This window comes from Gordonia sp. BP-119 (assembly GCF_016924115.1).
In the GTDB taxonomy this organism is placed as follows: domain Bacteria; phylum Actinomycetota; class Actinomycetes; order Mycobacteriales; family Mycobacteriaceae; genus Gordonia; species Gordonia hongkongensis.
Genome location: NZ_JAFFZF010000031.1, coordinates 13712 through 31713 on the forward strand (window position 1 = coordinate 13712; position 18002 = coordinate 31713).

Genomic DNA, 18002 nt, shown 5'->3' on the forward strand with positions numbered 1-18002 from the left:
GGTCGTGTTCATCGACTCCGGCCCAGTTCGGAGCCCTTTCTCACTAAGCTGTGCGTGATGCACGGCCGGTTGGTCGTGCACGCATCTCCCCGCGTTGTCCCGCTGCGGCACAGCTTGTGAAAGGCATCCGATGACCACTCCGACCGGGGGTAGCGATCCGACGGATCCGGCCCAGGCACCGCAATCCCCACCGTCCGGCCCACCTTCGGACACCTCGGCAACCGACCCGTCGCCGTGGGAACCGACCCAGAAGGCGGCGGTCCCCGACGAGGTGCCGGACTCGGTGCCGGTGACCTCGACACCCGGGACCGGACCGGATGACACGGAGATTCCCGAGTCGCACAGTCCGGCCGACGGTGTCACCCGGGTCATCCGCACCGGTGGACCGTCGAATCCGTCCGCTGCACAGCCGGTTCCGCCGCCACCCGCGCCCAGTGGCCCCGGGGACCCGGGTCCGGGTGGCCCGGCCCCGTCCGGTTACGACGCCACGCGCGTGATCTCGACGCGGTCCCCGGCGGGACCGCCACCGGGACAAGCCCCACCACCTCCCCGGCCGGGCTTCGGTCAGCAGCAGGGCTTCGGTCAGCAGCAGGGATACGGACAGCAGGGATACGGACAGCAGGGATACGGACAGCCGCAGGGTTACGGACCGCCGGGTCAGGGGCAACCCGGACCCGGCCGGCCGGGATATGGACCCCCGCCGGGGTACGGTCAGCCTCCGCAGGGTCCGCCCCCGGGTCGGTCCGGGCAACCGTTCGCCACGCTCGGTGATGCCCGATCCGCGGAATCGGCCTCCGCCGACTCCCGCCCCGCAGGCGGCCGGCCCGTCGACGCCGATGGCCCGTCGACCAACAAACTGGCCGTGGCCGCCCTGGCGGCCTCACTGCTGGGTCTCCTGTGCGTCGGGGTCGGCGGCATCGTCGGGCTGGTGCTCGGCATCGTCGCGCGGAGACAGATCGCGGCGTCGGGTGGCAGGCAGACCGGTGATGGGGTGGCGCTCACCGCGGTCATCATCGGGGCGTTCATCATCGTCGTGTGGGTTGCATACTGGGTGGCCATCGCGTTGACCGACCTCCGATCGCCGTGGGGCTACCTCTGAAGTAGGCGACCCCGGGCGCGTGCGGATCGGCCATTTTGGAATCGGGCGTCCTCGCCAGGTAGTCTGGTCGGGTTGTGTGCCGCGGCCGCGCCGGGTCGAGGGGTGCACTGATGGGGCCGATCCAGTGATGCCAGGCGTCACCACCGGCCACGCAGACCACAGTAGGAGAAGGGCTCAACCATGGCTGTACCGAAGCGCCGGATGTCGCGGGCGAACACCCGTAGCCGTCGTTCGCAGTGGAAGGCGGAAAACCCCGCACTGCAAGAAGAGAAGGTGAACGGCGTCCCCGTGCGGATTCCGCGTCGCCTGGTCAAGGCGGCTCGCGCCGGTCTCATCGACCTGGATCGTCGCTAGCCTCGTTCGGTCGCCGTACCGGCGCCGCACTGTCATACCGATGACCGCCCCTGGCTCGCCCGGGGCGGTCATTCGCGTGCTGACCGACTGGCCTGTCCCTGGATATTGAGGTGATCTCGTGGTGTTCGACGTGCTCAACTTCGCGGGTATCGCGGTGTTCGCGGCGTCGGGGGCGATGCTCGGGGTCCGCAAGGACTTCGACATGTGGGGGATCATCACCGTCGGCGTGCTCACCGGGGTCGGCGGCGGCGTATTGCGCGACGTCCTGCTGGGGATCACCCCGCCCGCGTCGATCAGCGGGTGGGGTCCCATCGTCACCGCAACTGTCGCCGGCCTCGTCGTCTTCTTCTTCCATCCCGCCTTCACGGCACTGCACCGGTCGATACTCGTGCTCGACGCATTCGGGATGGGGCTCTTCGCGGCCACGGGTGCGAGCATCGCCCTCGACGTCGGGGCGAGCCCGTTCGCCGCGACGACCGTCGGGCTCCTCACCGCGGTGGGTGGCGGCGTGCTCCGCGACATGATCTCGAACGAGATCCCGCTCCTCCTCACACCCGCCGACCTCTACGCCGTACCCGCGGTACTCGGTGCCGCCATCGTCGCGGTCGGCGCGACGTACACCTCGGCGGCACACTGGATCTGGCTCGTCGTCGGATCTGTCTTCGCGACCGCGCTGCGCCTGGTGAGCCTTCGGTTCGCGCTGCGGCTCCCGACCGCACGACGCTGACCTTGCCGCAAACCCACCCTTTCTCCGTGAACCCACCCGGTCCGAGCGCGGTGGATCTACGGAAAAGGGGTGGGTTTACGGATCACTCGACGCCGCCGAGTCGAAGTGCTTTCTTGATCTGCGCGTAGAAGCGCGCCTTGTCGGCGAGGTCCGGCCATGTCCACCGCACGACGGTGTACCCCTGCGCGCGCAGCCTGTCCTCACGCGCCTTCTCTTCGACCACCGTCTGCCACGCGGGCTCGTCGCCGAGGCCGCCGCTGTACTTGATCATGCCGTCGAATTCGCCTATCACCCTGTTCGCCAGCAGGAAGTCGACGCGAGCGATGAACACGCCGTGGTCGTCGAAGATCTTGACCTGCTGTCGTGGTATCGGCAGGTCGGGTAACTCGAGCATGACTGCGCGACTGAGGGATTCGCCGATGCTCTCCGACGATGCGTTCGCGTGTGCCAGCGCGCGGCGGAGCATCTCGACCCCCTTGAATCCTCGGCACGAGTCGAGGATCTGTCTCATTCGGTCCGGATCGGCGTCACGTCGAAGCGCGGCGTCGAGCACCGCGAGGGCCTGCCGGTTGGTTCCCAGTCGGGCGACATCACATGCCGTGCGCTCGATGGATGTCACCGTGACCCCGTCGATGACGTCGATGTCCTGCGGCTTGACGGTGGCCTGATGTCTGACGATGTGCTTGGCCCGTTTTCCGACTTTCGGCGACGTCACATGGACCTGCGACAGGTCGGGCCACAGCATCGGCAGCCTGTGCATGGCAGCTGACGAAGTGTGACTGAAGATCCGACCGGGTCGTCCAGCCCTTGCCGCAGCAATGACGGTCAAGCGGTGCTTCTCGACTGCCTGGAGTTCGCTGACCGCGGTGAAGTCGGCCAACGCGCCCGGCCAGAGCCGCACGAGGGTCTTGTTGCCGACCATGTGCTGCAACTGTTCATCGCTGATGTGGGTGCCGGCGGCTTCTTTGCGGAGAATCAGGCCATGCGGATCGGTGGGTAGGTCCATACGAATCAGACGCATGAATGCGCCGTCCGGACCCACGTTCCGACAAACCCACCCCTTCTCCGTAAACCCACCCGGTCCGAGCGCGGTGGATCTACGGAAAAGGGGTGGGTTTGCGAGTGGGGGTGGACTACTGCGCGATGTACTTGTTGACTGCCCGGTTCAGGAAGTTCGGGATGAACTTGGCGGCGTTCTGCAGGAACAGGGTCTGCGCGCCGACGGAGTAGCTGGTGCGGTGGAGCAGTTTGTCCTGACGGGTCGGGTGCACCGACTCCCAGATCTTCTCGGCGACCTGTTCGGGAGTGATCCGGATGCCCAGGGTCTTCGTCGACTTGGCGCCGCCGGTGGCGAGGGCGGTCTTCGCCCAGAGGGGCCAGATGCTGACGACGCGGATGTCGTCGTGCTCCCATTCCAGTTCGAGCGCCTCGGTCAGGCCCGCCACGAAGAACTTGGTCGCCGAGTAGACCGCGATGCCGGGCTGGCCGTAGATCGCCGACGCCGATCCGATGTTCACCAGGTGCGCGCCCGGCGTCTTCTTCAGGTACGGGTATGCGGCCTGGGCGCCGAGCGCGACGCCGAGGGCGTCGATGTCGATCTGCCGCTTGATCTGGTCCGGCGTGATGTGGTCGATCTGGCCCTCGTGGAGGATGCCGGCATTGTTGTCGAGGACGTCGAGTGTGCCGCCGGTGTGCGAGGTGAACTCGGCGAGAGCATCGGCCCACTGCTCCGGCTCGCGGACGTCGAGGGTGCCGGTGATGAAGTCGGGATGCTCGGCCTTCACCTACGCCAGCGCGTCCGCATCGACGTCGTAGACGCCGACTGTCCACCCGTCGCGGCCGAAACGCTCCGCGGTGGCGAGACCGATTCCGGCAGCGCCGCCGGTGATGAAGATGGAGGGCATGGAGAACTCCTTGCAACTGAACGGACGGCTTCGACGCCGCTGACCTGCGAGGACGATCCTCGGCGCTGAACTTACCGGTGAGTATATTCGTCGATTCGTTTACTCGGTCACACGGCGGTGCTATCTTGACAACACGCATTGTCATTACATCGATCATTGTCACGATCGACGACGACCGGGAAGTGAGTTCTCCATGACCGCCGCGATGGAACGATCCGAGAATGTCATCAGTCTCCGGGACCAGGGCACCGAAGAGGTCTCGGCACGGCTGTTGGCGTCGGCCGCCCGGCTGTCGCGCAACGCGATGACCGAGATCGACTGGTCGAAGCCGATGGACCCCACCAAGTTCGGGTGCAGTCCGGAATGGTCGTCGCTGTACGGGACCGCGTACTGGGACGAGCTCACCGAGGAACAGCGGATCTCGGTGACGCGCCACGAGTTCGCCTCGATCATGAACATCGGGATCTGGTTCGAGATGATCCTGCAGGAGATGGTCATCCGCGACCAGTACCTCGGCGACTACCACGGTTCGGAATTCCAGTTCGCGCTCACCGAGGTCGCCGACGAGTGCCGACACTCGCTGATGTTCGCCAAGGCGTCGGAGAAGATGGTCGGTGCCTCCTACCACCCGTCGAAAAAGGTCTCGCGCCTCGGCAAGATCTTCATGCAGACCGCGAAGAACGAGGTCGCCTACGCCGGCATCCTGGTCGCCGAAGAGGTCCTGGACGTCTTCCAGCGCGGCTGCATGCGCGACGACCGCGTGCTCGACTTCATCCGCACGGTCAACGAGATCCATGTGCTCGAGGAATCGCGCCACATGAAGTTCGCGCGCGAAGAGGTGCGTGACTCCCTGGAGGGCGTCAGCTGGGCGCGCCGCCAGTTCAGTGCGTTCGCGGTCGCCGTCGGTGCCTACTTCATCGTGACGAGTCTGGTGCAGCCCAAGGCCTTTGCCGACGCCGGGCTCGACGTCGACCGCGCGGTCCGAGAGATGCGCAGCAACTCGCACTTCCACTCGATGATCCGCAGCAGCTGCGCGCACCTCATGGAATTCCTCGACGAGGTCGGACTGTTGACCAAGCCCGCCATGCGGTACTACCGGAAAGCGCACATGCTCTGATGTTCGTCATCACCCAATCGTGTTGCAGTGACGCAGCATGCGTCGCCGTGTGCCCGGTCAACTGCATCCATCCGACACCCGAGGAGCGCGGCTTCGGCAGCTCCGACATCCTGCACATCGACCCCGAGGCGTGCATCGATTGCGGCGCATGCGCCGATGCCTGCCCCGTCGACGCCATCTACCCGGCGGACAAACTCGGCACCCGGGACAAGGTCTTCATCGACATCAACGCGGACTACTACAAGTCCAACCCGGAGGTCCGCTCGGGATGGGCGCCCATCGGTGACGACTCCGCGTCGTCGATCACCTATCCCGAGGTGCCGAAACTGCCTGCGGGACTTCGCGTCGCGCTGGTCGGAACGGGTCCCTCCGGCGGGTACGCCCTGCGCACGCTGCTCGACCGCACCGAGGCGCAGGTCACCGTCATCGACAAACTCCCCACTCCCGGCGGGCTCGTGCGCGCCGGCGTCGCCCCGGACCACCCGGGCACCAAGGGCGTGCTCCGCGGGTTCGACCTGCTCTACCGCGACCCGCGCGTCACGATGCTGACCAACGTGACCATCGGGGACGGGCCCGACCAGGTGACGCCAGCCGAACTGGCCGAGCATTTCGACGCGGTGTTCTACGCGGTCGGTGCCAGTGAGTCACGGCGCCTGGGTATCCCGGGTGAGGACCTTCCGGGGTCGACGTCGGCCACCGATCTCGTCGCCTGGTACAACGGCGTGCCCGGTGTCGATGCCGGGCCACCGCTGCGCCGCGGAACCGCCGACGAGCCGGCGACGGGTCGAGCGGTCGTGGTCGGTACGGGCAACGTGGCCCTCGATGTCGCGCGAATCCTCGTGTCCCCGCCGGATTTGTTGGCCACCACCGACATCGCCGACCGTGCGCTCGAACTGCTCGCCGAGCAGAACGTACACGAAGTGGTGCTGCTGGGCCGTCGTGCCCAGGCGTCCGCGGCGTACACCGCGGCCGAATACCGTGCGCTGTCGGAGATCCCGGGTGTCGAGGTCGAGGTGATCGAGGACGCCGAAGGTGCCGATCTCGCCCGGTTCCGTCAACCCGCCGACCCGAAGCGCCGTCGGATCGTGTTCCTGTTCCACAGCAGTCCCGAAGAGATCGCCGGTGATTCGCAGGTCGAGTCGATCACGGTGCGCACGGGGGAGGGGCGCCACCACGTCGCCACCGATCTCGTGGTGCGCTCGATCGGCTATCGCTCCACCCCGATCCCCGGCCTCACGTTCGACGACGCGCGCGGCGTCTTCAGCAACGTCGACGGTCGCCTCGTCGACGAGACAGGTGCGATCGTGCCGGGCGGATATGTGCTCGGCTGGGCCAAGCGCGGACCCAGCGGCGGCATCGGCGCCAACAAGATGTGTGCGACGCGGACTGTCGAGGACTTCATCGCCGACGCCGCGGCAGGCCGGCTGCCCCGGACCGAACGCGAGCCCGGAGCCTTCGGTGCGTTGGTGCGCGCACGCGTCCGGACGGTGATCGGCTACCGCGGGATGCGGGCCATCGACCGTCGCGAACGGCGTCGCGGCCTCGAACAGGGCCGGCCCCGTGTGAAGTTCACCCAGGTCGCCGAGATGGTGGGCGCCGCGGGATGGCGTCGGACCTGACGGCCACCGCTCCGGTTTCGGGCCGGGGTGCTGCTCTGCCGTGCCACCATCGAGGTTCCGACACGTCGAGGAGGGCCTGATGACCACCGATTCCGACCAGAAGTGGCGAGAGCGATCGCTGTTCGTCGTCTTCCTGTCCGCGCTGGTCACGCAGAACGCCACCGCGATCCCCTACGTACGACAGAACGGGCCGGGGTCGGTCAAGGACTTCTTCGTGGGGGACATCCTGAAGACGACGCCCGGACGGTTCGCGATGGTCGACCTGACGTTCGTCGTCATCGGCTTCCACGTGTGGGCCCTCGCGGAGGCCCGCCGCCTGCGCATCCTGCCGTGGTGGCTGGCGTCGGTCGTGCTGACCTTCGGCGTCGGCATCGCCACCGCGATCCCGTTCTTCTTCCTCGCCCGGGAGCGTGCGCGGGGGTCGCGGTAGCGGAACCGCGCGCTCGGTGGCGCTCTCGTGGGCGGGCCGGGCCGGTGAGAACCAGACAACGTCGCCGTAACACCGAGGCAAGTCGCATTTCATGCGCCTCGCGGATAGTGGCGGAATGTCGAGCACTCCACAATTCCTGCAGGGTGTCTACGCGTTCTCCGGTTCGGGCCTGTCGAAGCCAGGGCCGATCGATGCGTCGCTGACCTTCGTCGTCCCGCCCGGGATGACTGCTCAGCCGTTGTACTTTCGCGGCGGCAACAGCTCCGACGAACTCATCTGCGTGACCCTGGTTCGCGACGGCACGCCGATGCGGATGTTCCCGATGGGCGCGAGGTCGTCGGTCAACGTGCCGTTGCGGGTCGTCGAAGACGTGGAACCCGACACCACGCTGGAGCTCCTCCTCGCCGCGCCGGAGGGCACGAGCGGGGAGGTCGTCGTCGACTTCGGGATGGTCATCTTCTGATGGGGGACGAGCACGTGACGCCACCGGTTCCCACGCGTCGGCTGGTCGTGGTCGGCAACGGCATGGCCGGCGCGCGCACCGTGGAGGAGATCATCTCCCGCGGCGGCCGGGAACAGTTCGCCATCACCATGATCGGCGACGAGCCGTACGGAAACTACAACCGGATCATGCTCAGTCATGTGCTGGCCGGGGAGACCGCGGTCGACGACGACGACCTGATGCTCAACCCGATGGCGTGGTACCGCGAGAACGACGTCACGCTCCACTCCGGTGATCGCGCCGAGTCGATCGACCGGTTCGCCAAGACGGTGAGCTGCGCGAGCGGGCGGATCATCGAATTCGACGTGCTGATCATCGCGACCGGGTCCCACACGTTCTTCCCCAACATGGACGGACTCCGCGAGTCCGACGGCAGGCTCGCACGCGGCGTGTTCGGCTTCCGCACCATCGAGGACACGAACGGCATGCTGCAGATGGCCGCGTCGCGCGACAACGTGCGCGCGGTGGTGATCGGCGGCGGGTTGCTCGGACTCGAAGCCGCGTACGGACTGCAAACCCAGGGTGTGGCCGTCGACGTCGTGCACTCGCCCGGGCACCTGATGAACCAGCAACTCGACGAGCGCGGTGGCAAGGTGCTGCGCAACCAGATCGAGGCGCTGGGGGTCGGTGTCCACACCGGCAAGCGGACGACGGCGGTGTTGCGCAACGACGACGGGACCGTCGCAGGAGTCGGTTTCACCGACGGGGATTCGCTGCCCGCCGACATGATCGTGGTGACGGCCGGCATCCGTCCCAACGTCGAGATCGCCCGCGGCGCAGGTCTGGTCGTCGAGCGCGGCATCGTCGTCGACGACCAGATGCGTTGCGAGGACGAGGCATTCATCTACGCGGTCGGGGAGTGCGCGCAGCACCGCAGCGAGGTGTACGGTCTCGTCGCACCGCTGTGGGAGCAGGCGGTCGTGCTCGCCGACGTCCTCACCGGCGCGAATCCGGCTGCCGAATACCACGGTTCGCGACTGACCACCAAGCTGAAGGTCGCCGGTGTCGACGTCGCGGCCATGGGGGTCAAGGGACCGGAACGCGAGGACGACGAATTCGTCCAGTTCTACGAACCACGCAACGGCGTCTACAAGAGCGTCGTGGTCCGTGACAACAAGCTCATCGGAGCGATGCTGCTGGGCGACATCTCGAAGGTCAACTTCCTCACGCAGGCCTTCGACGACAAGGTACCGCTCCCCGACGAACGCATCTCGATGCTGTTCGACCTGGGCACCCCCAGCGCCGAGACCGGGGCGGCCGAGCTCGCCGACGACGTGCAGGTGTGCAACTGCAACGGGGTCACCAAGGGCGACATCGTGGCCTGCGTGGCGTCGGGGTGCACGAGCGTCGGCGAGGTGTGCGCGAAGACCCGCGCCGGCAAGGGATGTGGTTCCTGCAAGGGGCTCGTCGCCGACATCGTCGAACTCGCAGCGGGGGACGAGCTCACCGCCGACGCGTCCGCCGATTGGTACGTCCCGGCCATCCCACTGACGAAACCCGAACTGATAGACGCCATCCGACGGCAGGACCTGCGGTCGGTCAGCGAGGTGTTCGACAAACTCGCGCCCGGCGGCGAGGACGCGACCGCCAAGATGCCGCTCGCCTCACTGTTACGGATCATCTGGGGTTCGGAGTGGAAACGCGAACCCGGTGCACTGTTTGTCAATGACCGAGTGCACGCGAACATCCAGCGTGACGGCACCTTCTCGGTGGTGCCGCAGATGAAGGGCGGGGTGACCTCACCCGAGCAGTTGCGCAAGATCGCCGACGTCGCGGAGAAGTACTCGATCCCGATGATCAAGGCGACCGGTGGGCAGCGACTGGATCTGCTCGGCGTGAAGAAAGAAGACCTGCCAAAGGTCTGGGAAGATCTCGGCATGCCGTCGGGGTACGCGTACGGCAAGAGCTTCCGGACGGTCAAAACCTGTGTCGGCACCGACTATTGCCGATTCGGTCTCGGCGACTCGACGCAGCTCGGCATCGACATCGAGACGCGCTACCAGGGTCTGGAGTCACCGGCGAAGCTGAAGCTCGCGGTGACCGGGTGTCCGCGCAATTGCGCCGAGGCGCTGTGCAAGGACTTCGGCGTGGTCGCGATCGGTGACGGCAAGTGGGAGATCTACGTCGGTGGCGCCGCCGGCGCGCACATCCGCAAGGGCGACCTGCTGGCCACCGTGGATTCGGCCGACGAGGTGATCCGGTTGTGCGGCATCTTCATCCAGTACTACCGCGAGCAGGGCAAGTGGCTGGAGCGGACGTACGCATTCGTACCGCGCATCGGCATCGAGGAACTCCGCGCGATCATCGTCGACGACCGTGACGGACTGGTCGCCGGGTTGCAGGAGGGGATCGACGCCGCGGTCGAGGCCTACGTCGATCCCTGGCTGGACCGCGCCGAACCCAAATCGCCCGCGCAGTTCACCTCGGCGCTTCCGCTGCTGCCGCTGCCCCGGGTGCCGGTCCGATGACCAGCGTGTCGGCGGACGCCGGCGTCGTCGTGGGGCAACTGGACGACCTGCAGGTCGGCGAGAGCCGCGCATATGCGATGCAAGACAGGCAGATCGCGGTGTTCCGCCTGACCGACGGGACCCTGCGCGCCACCGACGCCGTCTGCCCGCACCGCGGGGGACCGCTCGCCGACGGCCAGTTCGATCTGGGCAAGGTCGTCTGTCCGTTGCACCAGTACGCCTTCGAACTGGCCGATGGCCGATGCACCTCGGACGGTATCGACTCCATCGGCGTCTACCGCGTCGAGGACCGAGACGGGGACATCGTCGTCTGGTTGGGTGCTCCTGCGGGCGTTAGCGACAAACGAATGCTCCCTGAGGTGTGAGGAGCGATAGCGACGAGCCACGAAGGGCCTGGTGAGACGCGTTGCGGAGCCCTTCGTGGCTCGCTTCGCTCGCACCTCAGGAACATGGGTTCAGGCGCCCAGGAGTGGTCTTTCGTGGCCCACGACGGCCGTCAGGCCGGAGACCCTGATCTGTGAGGAGCGATCGCTACGAGCCACGGAGGGCTGGTGACGGCACTGAAAGTCCTCCTGCACGTTTGTTCACGAAGCCTCGTGTCAATGTCAGCGTGGTCGACCGCCCCTGCGCCCTGCCCGGGCGCGCAGTAGATCGATATCGCCGTCGATCAGTGCCTTCTTCTTCGCACGAGACCAGCCGTGAATTCGTCGCTCGATCGCGTAGGCGTCGTCCAGTGACAGTTCAACCGACCACGCCAGCCTCACCGGCTGGCGGTGAGCAGTGAAACCAACCTGCGCCGAGCTGTGTTGGCGTAACCGATTGTCGAGGTTTCGCGTGCTTCCGACGTAGTACTTCCCGTCCGCGCACTCGAGGATGTATACCCATGCCATCGCAGTATCGTCGAGGGTTCTGGCAGCCCATGGAACGTATGTACCCTTGCCTGTGGAGAGTTCGCGGCAGTTCGCGTCGCCTGTTTACTCCGACTTGCGGTGCCCTTCGTGGCTCGTCGCTTGCGCTCCTCGCACCTCAGGGAGCATGGGGAATCAGTACACGTCCCGCACATAGCGTTTGTCGGCTGCGAGGGCCTTGACGTACGACTCGGCGCTCGCGGGGGAGCGGCGACCGTACTGCGCGACAATGCCTTTCAGTGTCGCGTCGACGTCCTTGGCCATCCGTGTCGCATCGCCGCAAACGTAGACGTGAGCGCCGTCGTGCAGCCACTGGTAGAGCTCTTCACCGTGTTCGCGCATCCGGTCCTGGACGTAGATCTTGCGATCCTGATCGCGCGAGAACGCGACGTCGAGGCGGGTGAGCAGGCCGTCGCCGAGCATGGTCGTCAACTCGTCGCGATAGTAGAAATCGGTCGCCGAGTACTGCTCGCCGAAGAACAGCCAGTTCTTCCCGGTGTGCCCCAGGGCCTCGCGTTCGCGGAGGAAACCGCGGAACGGGGCGATGCCGGTGCCGGGGCCGATCATGATCATCGGGGTGTCGGGATCGGCCGGCGGCCGGAAGTGGCTCGTGGAGGTGACGAACACGCCGATCTCCTCGTCGGCGCGGTCGGCCAGGAAGGTCGAGCAGACTCCACCGCGCGGCGTGCCGAACAGGTTGTAGCGCACGGCCGACACCGTCAGTTGGATCTCGTCAGGACTCTCCAGGGGGCTCGATGAGATCGAATACGACCGGGGGGCCATCGATTTGAGGACCTGCATCCACTCCGCGGCGTCAGCGCTGACGGGATGATCGGCCAGGACATCGACCGACTGTCGCCCCCATGCCCAGTCGTTGAACTGCTGTTTGTTCCCGGGTGCGATGAGCGTCTTGAGGTCGGCGGAACCGGTACGGTCGGCGACGAAACGGACGAGATCCGGTGTCACGCGCGCGAATTCGATGCGGTCGCGCAGGGCGGTGTGCAACGCGACCTCATCGCCGCCCACGGTCACCGACGCGTCGGCGTCGAGGCCGGTACGGTCGAGGAACTCCTCGACGAGCGTTGGGTCGTTGCGCGGCCAGACCCCCAGCGCGTCCCCGGCCTGGTACGACATCGTGCCGGCGGGCAGGTGGAACCCGAAGTTGCGCACGTCCTTACCGGACCCCTCGGAGTTGAGCTTGACGTTCCGCACGAGCGAGGTGAGCAGCGGCTTCTTCCGCGAATAGGCCGGCGCGGAACGTACCGAGGGTGCCGCCGCGGAGTCGGCCGGTTCACTGACCACGGTCACCCGGTCGCCGGTCACCCCCGAGGTGGGTGCCCGGTTCGACATGCTGATCGCCCGGATGACCTCGGTCAGCCAGCCGCCCGCCGTCTCCTCGAAGTCGGGTTCGCAGTCGACGCGCTCGAGTAGGCGACGGCCACCCAGTTCGCCGATGCGCGTGTCGAGTTTGCGTCCGTGGCCGCAGAAGTCGTCGTAGTTGGAGTCGCCGAGCGCCAGCACCGCGTAGTCGACGCCGGACAGGTCGGGTGCGTCGTCGGAGTTCAGCGCATCCCAGAACGATGTACCGTTGTCCGGCGGATCGCCGTCCCCGGTGGTCGAGGTGACGAACAGGGCCGTGCCCTTCAGTTCGCCGACCTCGACATCGTCCATCGACCGGGCGTCGACCCGGAGGCCGCTGGCCTTGACGCGCTCGGCTGCTTCTGCGGCGAGCTCCTCGGCGTTGCCCATCTGCGAGGCCCAGAGCACCGTCACCGTGTCGGTGTCCGGTTCCGACGACGATGAGTCCGACCGGGGGACAGCGGGATCGGGTGCGGCGGCCGCGCGGGAGTACAGGCCGGCGAGAACACCCGACACCCAGATGCGGAGCTCGGCCCCCAGCGGCGCATCGGCCGGGACGACCGGACTGCCCACGGGCGAATCGCCCACGCCGACCACGAGACCGGCCAGGTAGAGGCGCTCGGCGGGGGTCATCGCAGGCGCCTCGACACCCGAGACCCCCAGTGCGACGCCGAGGTCCGTCGAACCCGCGGCGACGACCGGCGCATCGTCGACGTCACCGCGCGAGCCGGGCACCCGGATCAGGGTCACCGCACAGACTTTCAGCTCCGGTTGCTGCGACAACGGATCCACCGCGTCGGAGGTGACGGCGTTGATCGCCAGGTGTTCGCCGAAGACGTCGTTCCAGTGAAACGGTACGAAGCAGTTGCCGGGTCGCACGCGGTCGGAGATCCGCGCGGGCAACACCGCCCGGCCGCGACGGGACGCCACCTCGACCTTGTCCGCGGCGGTGATGCCCAACCGGTCGGCATCGTCGGGATGTATCTCGACGAAGGGCTCCGGGTTGAGTTTGTTGAGCTTGGCCACCCGGCCGGTCTTGGTCATGGTGTGCCACTGATGGGGCAACCGGCCCGTGTTCAGCAAGAAGGGGTAGTCGTCGTCGGGCATCTCGGCCGGGTCGAGGTGGGGACGGGCGAAGAACTGGGCGCGGCGGCTGGGGGTGGCGAACGCGAGGCGCGGTGTCGACCCGTCGTCGAGGCGGTGGAGCGTCTGACTGCGACCGTCGTTGAGATATCGGATCGGGTTGCGGGCACCGGTGTCCACCGGATCGGGCTCGCTGTCGTCGGCCGGCGGGCACGGCCATTGCATCGGAGTGCGGCGGAGCCGGTCGTAGGTAACCCCGCGCAGGTCGTAACCGGTGTTCGGGTTCGCGAACCGTTTGATCTCCTCGAACACCTCCTCGGCGCTCGCATAGTCGAAGGCGTCGGCGTACCCCATCTCGGCGGCGATGCGCGCGATGAGCTGCCAGTCCGGGATCGCCTGTCCGGGGGCGTCGAGCGCGGGTTCGAACAGGGTGAGGTTGCGTTCGGAGTTGACCATCACACCGGTCGACTCCGACCACAGCGTCGCGGGCAGCACCACGTCGGCGTACTGGTTGGTCTCGGTGTCGACGAAGGTGTCCTGGGTGATCACGAGCTCGGCGCGCTCGAGTCCCTCGATGACGGTCTTGCGATTCGCCACCGAGGCAACGGGATTGGTGCAGATGATCCAGCACGCCTTGATCTCGCCGTCGGCCATCCGACGGAACATGTCGATGGTGCCGCCGCCCACGTCGGTGCGCAGGGTCCCGGCCGGAACACCCCAGACACCTTCCACGAACTCACGGTCCGCCGCGGACACGACAGCGCGCTGGCCGGGCAGTCCCGGGCCCATGTAACCCATCTCGCGCCCGCCCATGGCGTTCGGCTGTCCGGTCAGTGAGAACGGTCCGCTGCCGAGCCGGCAGATCGCGCCGGTGGCGAGGTGGAGGTTGATGAGCGCGTTGGTGTTCCAGGTCCCGTGGGTGGACTGGTTGAGGCCCATCGTCCAGCAACTCATCCAGTTGGCTGCGTTGCCGACGAGCTCGGCCGCGGCCCGCAGGTCCGACGCCGCGATCCCGGTGATCGATTCGACGACATCCGGCGGGTACTGGGCGGCGAAGTCGGGGATCTGGTCGAAGCCGTCGGTGAACGACTCGATGAACTCGGTGTCGGTGTGGCCGTTCTCGATGAGCAGGTGCAGCAGGCCGTTGAGGAAGGCGAGGTCGGTCCCGGACCGGATCTGCAGGAACAGGTCGGCCTTGTCGGCCGTCGCCGTGCGTCGAGGATCGACGACGATCAGCTTCGCCCCGGCCTTGACCCGGTCCATCATGCGCAGGAACAGGATCGGGTGACAGTCGGCCATGTTGGCACCGATGACCAGGAAGACGTCGGCGTGGTCGAAGTCCTGGTACGACCCGGGCGGCCCGTCGGATCCGAGCGACAGTTTGTATCCGGTCCCGGCGCTCGCCATGCACAGCCGCGAGTTCGACTCGATCTGATTGGTGCGCAGGAATCCCTTGGCCAGCTTGTTCGCCAGGTACTGCGCCTCCAGCGACATCTGGCCCGACACATACAGGGCCACCGCGTCGGGCCCGTGCTCGTCGACGATGTCGCGCAGGCGTCGCGCGGTGTCGGTGACGACGGCGTCGAGTGCGGCGGGCCGGAGCTGGCCGCCCCGATCGTCTCGGACCAGCGCGGTGGACAGGCGCCCGCCGGCGGCGAGCATGTCCGCGGTGGTGGACCCCTTGGTGCACAGTCGCCCGAAGTTCGTCGGATGATCGGGCCGGCCGATCGTCCTGGTGACGCGGTCGGAATCGTCGTCGAGCTTCATCTCCATGCCGCAACCGACACCGCAATAGGCGCACAGCGACATCACCGATCGGGACACGACAGATCGAGTCGGGGCAGACAGGGTCACGGGTTCCAGCGTCGGAGGTCGATGTTTCGCGACCCGAAGCCCGGCGTTACGCATCCATCAACTTGACCTCACAGAACTCGGTCCCCGATGTGAAAGGCCGCCGGAACCGCAGGTGAACGCCGACTCCGGCACTTGAACGGGTGGGTTTCGGCGTTGCTCAGCCGGATCTCAGCCGGGGTGGATAAGACTGTAGCCATGCGCATCCTCGTGGTCGATGACGATCGGGCCGTCCGGGAGTCGTTGCGACGGTCGCTCACCTTCAACGGCTACAGCGTCGAGACCGCGGGCGACGGCATCGAGGCACTCGAGAAGATCCTGGCCGACCGGCCGGACGTGGCGATCCTCGACGTGATGATGCCCAGGCTCGACGGCCTCGAGGTGTGCCGCCGACTCCGCTCCGCCGGTGACGACCTCCCCATCCTGGTGCTGACCGCACGCGACTCAGTGTCCGAGCGGGTGTCCGGGCTCGACGCCGGAGCCGACGACTACCTGCCCAAGCCGTTCGCCCTCGAGGAACTCCTCGCCCGGTTGCGGGCGCTGTTGCGCCGTGCCTCGCCGGACGAGGACGCGGATTCGGAGACCCTGACGTTCGCGGATCTGTCGCTCGATCCCGTCACCCGCGATGTCACCCGCGGCGAGCGCTCGATCAGTCTGACGCGCACCGAGTTCGCCCTGCTCGAGATGCTCATGGCCAATCCGCGCCGGGTGTTGTCGCGCAGCCGCATCCTCGAAGAGGTCTGGGGCTACGACTTCCCGACGTCGGGTAATGCGCTCGAGGTGTACGTCGGCTATCTCCGGCGTAAGACCGAGGCCGACGGCGAACCGCGACTGATCCACACCGTGCGCGGGGTCGGGTACGTCCTGCGGGAGACGCCGCCCTAGTGATCGGCAAGTCGTCGAACTCGACGTCGCGACACCCGAAGACCCGGGATCTCCTCCGCGACCGCCTCACCCGGGCGATCACGGGGCACACCACCGGTGTCGGGTCGGACGAGAAGGAGATGCGGGCGCCGATGCCGCTGATGCGCGCGGTGTCGCTGCGTACCCGCGTGACGATCCTGTCGGCGACCGTCGTGCTGGTCTCGGTGAGTCTGATGGCCGCGGCCGCGTATTTCGTCGTGTATCGCGCGATGTACAACGATGTCGACCAGCAGCTCGAGAGTCGCGCCGACGGGATGGCCGCGCTCGCCCGCGCGGGGGTCCTGCGTACGCAACCCGAGCAGCTGGTGGCCGGAACGGTGTTCTCCACCAACATCTCCATCGCGCTGGTGACCCCCAGCGGCGAGACGTATCTCATCGGTCAGGTGCCGTTCGACGACGTCGAGCGCGGCATCGTCCGGTCGCCGTCCGTGCCCGGTTCCACGCAGCAGGGCCTGCGCACCACGCGCAATCAGCGTGTCCTGACCCGCAAACTCGACGACGGCAACACCCTCGTGCTCGCACAGAGCCTCATCCAGACCGACCGGGTGCTCAAGCGTCTGGCCTGGGTGCTCTTCGTGGTCGGTTGCGGCGGGGTCGCCCTCGCCGCCCTGGCCGGGACGACGGTGGCGCGCGCCGGGTTGCGGCCGGTCTCGCGTCTCAACCGCGCCGTGGAGCGGGTCGCGCGGACCAACGACCTGACGCCCATCCCGGTGACCGGCAACGACGAACTCGCCAAGCTCACGGTCAGTTTCAACGCGATGCTGCGCGCCCTCGACGAGTCCCGGGATCGGCAGGCACGTCTGGTCGCCGACGCCGGACACGAGCTGCGGACCCCGTTGACCTCGTTGCGGACCAATCTGGAGTTGCTGATCGCCGCGAGTCGTCCCGGGGCGCGGGCGGTGCCGGAGGAGGACATGGTCGATCTCCGTGCCGATGTGATGGCGCAGATCGAGGAATTGTCCACGCTCGTGGGCGATCTCGTCGACCTCGCCCGCGAGGACGCGCCGGAAGTGGTCTACGAGGAGGTCGATCTCGCCGAGATCGTGGAGCAGGCCCTCGAACGAGTTCGACGCCGCCGCAACGACGTCGAGTTCGAGGTCGACCTCGCCCCGTGGTTCGTGTTCGGCGAGGCACATGGACTGTCGCGCGCGGTGCTGAACGTGCTCGACAACGCGGCGAAGTGGAGTCCTCCCGGCCGCACGGTGCGCGTCGGCCTGACCCAGATCGGGATGTCGACCGCGGAGCTCACCGTTGCCGATGCCGGTCCCGGAATTCCCGAGGAGGACCGAGGTCTCGTCTTCGAGCGGTTCTACCGGTCGACGCAGTCGCGGTCGATGCCGGGATCGGGTCTGGGACTGGCAATCGTGCGTCAGGTGGTCGAACGACACGGCGGCACCGTGGTCGCCGACACGTCGCCGGTCGGGGGAGCGCTGATCCGGATGACCCTGCCGGGCCGGGCAACTGCGGCGGAACCATCCCCGCAGGTGATTCGTCAGTAGAGGAGAAGCGGGTGGCGCCGGGCCGACGACTCGGTTGTCGACGACTGCGAACAGCCTTGAACTCGCCCGGTGTGACCTGGTCTCGGATCACCTAGGGTTGACCGAAGGCGCAGTTCGGGTACGACGATGCCGAGGTGTTGCGGTCCCGGCCCGGCCAC

The 18002-nt window shown here is 67.2% G+C and carries 14 protein-coding genes and 1 pseudogene; 11 read left to right on the forward strand and 4 right to left on the reverse strand.

Translation table 11 applies throughout. The features are described from left to right. Nucleotides 1-130: 130 nt before the first annotated feature. The 3 genes from JW364_RS17100 (at nucleotide 131) to JW364_RS17110 (ending at nucleotide 2180) form a co-directional block, all read left to right on the forward strand. Nucleotides 131-1099 (forward strand): DUF4190 domain-containing protein, encoded by a 969-nt coding sequence (locus JW364_RS17100; RefSeq protein WP_205333048.1) that lies wholly within the window; start codon nucleotides 131-133, stop codon nucleotides 1097-1099. A gap of 180 nt (nucleotides 1100-1279) precedes the next feature. Beyond that, a complete protein-coding gene (gene rpmF, locus JW364_RS17105; protein ID WP_004020060.1) occupies nucleotides 1280-1453 on the forward strand; it encodes a 50S ribosomal protein L32 in 174 nt (57 codons plus the stop codon). Between the two features lie 118 nt (nucleotides 1454-1571). After that, nucleotides 1572-2180: a trimeric intracellular cation channel family protein gene (locus JW364_RS17110; RefSeq protein ID WP_078112190.1), complete on the forward strand. Its 609-nt coding sequence runs from the start codon at nucleotides 1572-1574 to the stop codon at nucleotides 2178-2180. A gap of 82 nt (nucleotides 2181-2262) precedes the next feature. Here JW364_RS17110 and JW364_RS17115 read toward each other — a convergent pair whose 3' ends face one another. Further along, nucleotides 2263-3201 (reverse strand): hypothetical protein, encoded by a 939-nt coding sequence (locus tag JW364_RS17115; RefSeq protein WP_240199224.1) that lies wholly within the window; start codon nucleotides 3199-3201, stop codon nucleotides 2263-2265. Between the two features lie 112 nt (nucleotides 3202-3313). Beyond that, nucleotides 3314-4084 (reverse strand): annotated as a pseudogene (locus JW364_RS17120) (SDR family oxidoreductase). Between the two features lie 193 nt (nucleotides 4085-4277). Between JW364_RS17120 and JW364_RS17125 the strand changes: the two are divergent. From JW364_RS17125 to JW364_RS17150, 6 genes are all read left to right on the forward strand, one after another. Then, nucleotides 4278-5201, forward strand: coding sequence for a diiron oxygenase (locus JW364_RS17125; RefSeq protein ID WP_205333049.1), 924 nt, complete (start codon nucleotides 4278-4280; stop codon nucleotides 5199-5201). Further along, the gene (locus tag JW364_RS17130) at nucleotides 5201-6820 is read left to right on the forward strand and encodes an FAD-dependent oxidoreductase (RefSeq protein ID WP_205333050.1); all 1620 of its coding nucleotides are present in this window, start codon (nucleotides 5201-5203) and stop codon (nucleotides 6818-6820) included. Before JW364_RS17125 ends, JW364_RS17130 begins: the two co-directional genes overlap by 1 nt. Before the next feature lie 79 nt (nucleotides 6821-6899). After that, nucleotides 6900-7250 (forward strand): DUF2834 domain-containing protein, encoded by a 351-nt coding sequence (locus JW364_RS17135; protein ID WP_205333051.1) that lies wholly within the window; start codon nucleotides 6900-6902, stop codon nucleotides 7248-7250. A 115-nt stretch (nucleotides 7251-7365) separates the two neighbouring features. Continuing rightward, nucleotides 7366-7713 carry a molybdopterin oxidoreductase gene (locus tag JW364_RS17140; RefSeq protein ID WP_205333052.1) on the forward strand — a complete coding sequence of 116 codons (348 nt, stop codon included), beginning with the start codon at nucleotides 7366-7368 and terminating at the stop codon, nucleotides 7711-7713. Beyond that, on the forward strand, nucleotides 7713-10220 hold the full coding sequence (gene nirB, locus JW364_RS17145; protein ID WP_205333053.1) for a nitrite reductase large subunit NirB: 2508 nt from the start codon (nucleotides 7713-7715) through the stop codon (nucleotides 10218-10220). The genes JW364_RS17140 and nirB overlap by 1 nt, the downstream gene beginning before the upstream one ends. Then, nucleotides 10217-10585 (forward strand): Rieske (2Fe-2S) protein, encoded by a 369-nt coding sequence (locus tag JW364_RS17150; RefSeq protein WP_058251504.1) that lies wholly within the window; start codon nucleotides 10217-10219, stop codon nucleotides 10583-10585. Before nirB ends, JW364_RS17150 begins: the two co-directional genes overlap by 4 nt. A 240-nt stretch (nucleotides 10586-10825) precedes the next feature. Here JW364_RS17150 and JW364_RS17155 read toward each other — a convergent pair whose 3' ends face one another. Further along, on the reverse strand, nucleotides 10826-11110 hold the full coding sequence (locus JW364_RS17155; RefSeq protein ID WP_058251503.1) for a GIY-YIG nuclease family protein: 285 nt from the start codon (nucleotides 11108-11110) through the stop codon (nucleotides 10826-10828). Nucleotides 11111-11263: 153 nt separating this feature from the next. Next, nucleotides 11264-15379: a bifunctional nitrate reductase/sulfite reductase flavoprotein subunit alpha gene (locus JW364_RS17160; RefSeq protein ID WP_205333110.1), complete on the reverse strand. Its 4116-nt coding sequence runs from the start codon at nucleotides 15377-15379 to the stop codon at nucleotides 11264-11266. Nucleotides 15380-15619: 240 nt separating this feature from the next. Between JW364_RS17160 and JW364_RS17165 the strand changes: the two genes are divergently transcribed. Beyond that, nucleotides 15620-16306 carry a response regulator transcription factor gene (locus JW364_RS17165; RefSeq protein WP_058251501.1) on the forward strand — a complete coding sequence of 229 codons (687 nt, stop codon included), beginning with the start codon at nucleotides 15620-15622 and terminating at the stop codon, nucleotides 16304-16306. Then, on the forward strand, nucleotides 16306-17844 hold the full coding sequence (locus JW364_RS17170) for a HAMP domain-containing sensor histidine kinase (protein ID WP_205333054.1): 1539 nt from the start codon (nucleotides 16306-16308) through the stop codon (nucleotides 17842-17844). Before JW364_RS17165 ends, JW364_RS17170 begins: the two co-directional genes overlap by 1 nt. The last annotated feature ends 158 nt before the right edge of the window (nucleotides 17845-18002 follow it).